Origin of the sequence: Mesorhizobium sp. M0410, assembly GCF_040321435.1 — a bacterium.
In the GTDB taxonomy this organism is placed as follows: Bacteria; Pseudomonadota; Alphaproteobacteria; order Rhizobiales; family Rhizobiaceae; genus Mesorhizobium.
This window is the reverse complement of the sequence record NZ_JAMYRN010000058.1, coordinates 1-3,921: the sequence shown is the minus strand read 5'-3', so window position 1 is coordinate 3,921 and position 3,921 is coordinate 1. Positions and strand designations below refer to the sequence as shown.

Genomic DNA, 3,921 nt, shown 5'->3' with positions numbered 1-3,921 from the left:
CGAGAACAGAGGATGAAACGGATGCGTGATCCGCACTAATTGCGTAACTGCGTTCGTAGAGTCTGCATTCCCAAGTGAGGTACAAAGCGGTAAACCAGGGCAACATCGAAGCTGCTTCGATGCATTTTGGCGAACGCTACATCCAGCACAATCCGAACATTGCGGATGGCGCGGACGGCTTCAAAGCCTATCTGCAGCAGCTCAAACAGTCATTTCCCCTCGTGAGGGGAGAGGTGAAGCGGATTTTTGCCGAACGGGATTTCGTCATCGTGCACATGCACGCAAAACGCGAACCGGAGGAGGAAGGCTTGGCCATCGTCGACATTTTCAGGCTGAAGGACAGCAAACTCGTCGAACACTGGGAAGTTCGGCAGCCCATCGCCGATAGCAAGCTGCACGCCAACAGCATGATCTGAATGCGCATAGGCTCTGAGGCTGGCTTGTGCCCGCACGTTTCGCTGATTACGCTGCCGGCGGCAGGGCCAACGCCGGGAGACCATCCGTGAGCATCGAATTCTTGTTGACGTCGCTGATTGTCGTGGCTTCGCCCGGCACCGGCGTTCTCTATACGCTGAGCGCCGGGCTTTCGCGTGGTGCGCGCGCCAGCATCATTGCCGCTGTCGGCTGCACGCTCGGCATTATTCCGCACATGGCGGCCGCTATCACCGGCCTCGCGGCTCTGCTGCATACGAGTGCGGTCGCCTTCGAAACGCTGAAATATCTCGGCGTCGCTTATCTTCTCTACATGGCCTGGAACACGCTGAAGGAGAAGGGCGGCCTGAGCGTCGACGAAGATGTCGCGCCGCGATCCGCCGGCAAGGTGATCGCCTCCGGCATTCTGATGAACATCCTCAATCCAAAGCTGTCGATCTTCTTCTTTGCCTTCCTCCCGCAATTCGTCAGCACCACCGAACCGCATGCGCTGTCGAAGATGCTGGAACTCAGCAGCGTCTTCATGCTGCTCACCTTCTTGGTCTTTGTCGGCTACGGCGTTTTCGCGGCGTCAATCCGCAGCCATGTCGTGTCGCGGCCAAAGGTGCTGACCTGGATGCGCCGTACCTTCGCCGGAGCCTTTGTAATGCTCGGCGCCAAACTGGCGCTGGCAGACCCGTAGAGAGCCTTATGCTTTCACATAGCCCATGGCCTCGACGATCTGCCCGTCCGCCACGCGCATCAGGTTAACGCCGCGCAGCGAATTGCCGTCGGCCATCCAGTAGCGCCAGCGGATCGTCGCCCGGTCTCCGGCGACGAAGGTTTCTTCGATGTCGAAGCGCGTGCCGGGTCCGGTCGCGATCGCCGACCACAGTTCGACGCAGGCGCCCTTGCCGATGCGGCGGCCGCCGTCCGGGGCCGGCGTGGTGTTCTCGATCACGCAGTCTTCCGCCACCAGATCGTCGAGCGCCGATGGGTCGTGGCGCTGGAAGACCTCGTTGTAGCGCCGCATGATCTCGGCCGTTTCGGCGGAGCGTTTGGCCGCGGCGATGTCGATGATGAGTTCCTGTGTCATTGGATATTCCTTTCCCTTCAGTGATCAGTAGCGGTTTCGATGAGGCGGGCCGTGAGCGTGATCACGGCGACGCCGGCCAGCGCCCGCGATACGAGGCAGCTCTCCTTGGCCGTCTGCGCCAGCCGCTCGAAATCCCCCGCCGCCAGCCCGGCGACGCTTGCCTCGGTCTCCAGCTCGATACGGGTCAGCGTCGGTCCGGCCGCGGTGGCGCCGAGATGGGCTTTCGCGATCGTGTGGATGCGCGCGGGGGTGTAACCTTCGCGGCCGAGAATGGCGCTTAGCGCCATCGAGAAGCAGCCGGCATGCGCCGCCGCAATCAATTCCTCCGGGTTGGTGCCGGGACCGTTCTCGAAACGCGACGGGAAGGAGTAGGCACCTTCGAAGACGCCGCTACCTAGTCTCAGCCGACCCGAACCTTCCTTCAACGATCCCTGCCATTGAGCTTCTGCTTCACGAATGGTCATTGCGTCTCTCCTTTTAGTTTGAGGCTCGATCGAATTTTGGGGGTGAACCAGTCAGGCGCCGTCGACGACCACTTTCCCGAAGACGTCGCCTTGCTGGAAATAGCGATAGGCGTCTTGGGCCTCGTCGAAGGCGAACACCTTGTCGATGACAGGCTTAAGCCGATGCACCGAGATGGCGCGCAGCATGGCTTCGAGGTTGGCGCGATTGCCGACGAACAGCCGGCTGATGGTGGCGAGGCTGCGTTGGTAGACCGGGCCGGGGATCTGCACCGTCCCGCCTTTCGCATCCTGTATGGTGAGAAGCACGATGCGCCCGTAAAGCGCGCAGGCGATCATCGATTGCGCGAAGGTCGGCGGGCCGCCGGTCTCGACGACGAGGTCGACGCCGCCGGTCTGCTCACGCACCGCAGCACCCCATTCCGGCATGCCGGCTGTCGAGACGACGAGGTCGGCGCCCAGCGCCCGCAGCCGGTCCAGCTTCTCGCTGCGCGAACTGACGGCCACGACCCGGCAGCCGAGCAGCTTGGCGAATTGCAGCGCAAACAGCGCGACGCCACCTGAACCGATGACAAGGACCCATTGGCCGGGCTTCGGCATTTCGGCCGCCGTCACCGCATTCCAGGCGGTCAGGCCGGCGCAGGTCAGCGTCGCCGCTTGATGCCAGTCGAGATGATCGGGAAGCCGCACCGCCCATTGCTCATCGAGCACCGCGTATTCGGTCAGCATCCCGTCCAGTGTGCAACCGAGCTGGTCGATCAGCCCGGCATTGATGTGGCCGTCGATCCAGCGCGCAAAATAGCTGCCGGTGATGCGGTCGCCGACGGCGAAGCGGGTGACGGAATCGCCGACGGCAACGACTTCGCCGGCACCGTCGCTCAGCGGGATAACGCCCTGGCGTGGCGCCAGTGGATAGGTGCCGTTGAGGATCATCGTGTCGCGGCGGTTGAGCGAAGCGGCGCGCACACGCACGGCGATCTCGTGTTGCTTCGGCGCCAGCTGCGCCTCGTCGCGCCTCACCAGGCGTTCGATTCCGCCGGTTCCTTCAAGGCGATAACTGCGCATATCGGCTCTCCTTCCCGAATATGTAGACTGATCTACATATTAAGTAGACCGATTGCTATATTGGACGCAAGGCCTATAGTGTTCACTCCTGACAGAGGTTGACATGGCGAACGACACCCGCACCCGTATGATCGAGACGACGGCGCGGCTGCTGAGGCAGCGCGGCTACCACGGCACGTCGCTCAACGACATCTTGAGCGCCTCAGGCGCACCGAGAGGCTCGCTCTACTTCCACTTTCCGGGCGGCAAGGACCAATTGGTCATCGAGGTGACGCGCGACAGCGTCGACGAGGTGACGCAGAGGCTGGGCGCCGCGCTCGCCGCCGAAAAGGACCCGGCGGTGGCTGTCCACCACATCTACCAGTCTGTCGCCCGCATGCTGGAAGACAACCAGTTCACGCTCGGTTGCCCGATCGCGCCCGTGGTGCTGGACTCGCCGGCAGACATGCCGGAGTTGGCCGAATTGTGCCGCTCGGCTTTCGAGCAGTGGATAGGCTTGCTCAGGGCCGCCTTCGTCAGGGCAGGGGTGCCCGAGCGCCGTGCGCACGCGCTCGCATTGCTGGTCGAATCATCGCTGGAAGGGTTGATGGTGATCGCACGCGCCACCCACGACCGTGCCCCTGTGCTGGCAGTAGCCGATGAAGTCGCGGCGCTGATTGAGGGTGCATTGCCTGCCAAAATCTCACCCTCGCGGCGGATTGACGCCGCCGTCTGAGCGGGCAAACCGCTAAGCAAAGCAAACAAAAAGGGCGACCTCTCGGCCGCCCTTTCCGTATCTGAAGGTAGATGGGTTGGATTGGAAATCCATGCCGCCACTCAAGCCCGCTTGCGGGCTTGAGCAACGTGAGTTCATGGGCGTGCTTTATGGACTTCTTAGAAGTCCATGCC

At 62.4% G+C, this 3,921-nt stretch carries 6 protein-coding genes; 3 read left to right on the top strand and 3 right to left on the bottom strand.

The window, feature by feature from the left end; genetic code table 11:
- Nucleotides 1-74: 74 nt before the first annotated feature.
- Nucleotides 75-416 (top strand): nuclear transport factor 2 family protein, encoded by a 342-nt coding sequence (locus tag NKI63_RS30485; RefSeq protein WP_352824114.1) that lies wholly within the window; start codon nt 75-77, stop codon nt 414-416.
- 86 nt (nt 417-502) lie between these two features.
- Nucleotides 503-1,114: a LysE family translocator gene (locus NKI63_RS30480; RefSeq protein WP_352740269.1), complete on the top strand. Its 612-nt coding sequence runs from the start codon at nt 503-505 to the stop codon at nt 1,112-1,114.
- 6 nt (nt 1,115-1,120) lie between these two features.
- Here the strand turns inward: NKI63_RS30480 and NKI63_RS30475 are convergent, their stop codons facing one another.
- From NKI63_RS30475 to NKI63_RS30465, 3 genes are read right to left on the bottom strand one after another with little or no spacing between them, the layout of a single operon-like run.
- A complete protein-coding gene (locus NKI63_RS30475; protein WP_352740267.1) occupies nt 1,121-1,507 on the bottom strand; it encodes a nuclear transport factor 2 family protein in 387 nt (128 codons plus the stop codon).
- A 17-nt stretch (nt 1,508-1,524) separates the two neighbouring features.
- Nucleotides 1,525-1,971: an OsmC family protein gene (locus tag NKI63_RS30470; RefSeq protein ID WP_352479320.1), complete on the bottom strand. Its 447-nt coding sequence runs from the start codon at nt 1,969-1,971 to the stop codon at nt 1,525-1,527.
- Between the two features lie 51 nt (nt 1,972-2,022).
- Entirely contained in the window at nt 2,023-3,033 is a 1,011-nt protein-coding gene (locus NKI63_RS30465; RefSeq protein WP_352706946.1) for a zinc-dependent alcohol dehydrogenase family protein, read from the bottom strand.
- Nucleotides 3,034-3,136: 103 nt separating this feature from the next.
- Between NKI63_RS30465 and NKI63_RS30460 the strand changes: the two genes are divergently transcribed.
- On the top strand, nt 3,137-3,748 hold the full coding sequence (locus NKI63_RS30460; protein ID WP_352479322.1) for a TetR/AcrR family transcriptional regulator: 612 nt from the start codon (nt 3,137-3,139) through the stop codon (nt 3,746-3,748).
- The last annotated feature ends 173 nt before the right edge of the window (nt 3,749-3,921 follow it).

What these genes read in the sequence shown, in the direction of transcription:
- NKI63_RS30475 (WP_352740267.1), bottom strand. Translation starts at nt 1,507, where the DNA reads ATGACACAGGAACTCATCATCGACATCGCCGCGGCCAAACGCTCCGCC.
- NKI63_RS30470 (WP_352479320.1), bottom strand. Translation starts at nt 1,971, where the DNA reads ATGACCATTCGTGAAGCAGAAGCTCAATGGCAGGGATCGTTGAAGGAA.
- NKI63_RS30465 (WP_352706946.1), bottom strand. Translation starts at nt 3,033, where the DNA reads ATGCGCAGTTATCGCCTTGAAGGAACCGGCGGAATCGAACGCCTGGTG.
- NKI63_RS30460 (WP_352479322.1), top strand. Translation starts at nt 3,137, where the DNA reads ATGGCGAACGACACCCGCACCCGTATGATCGAGACGACGGCGCGGCTG.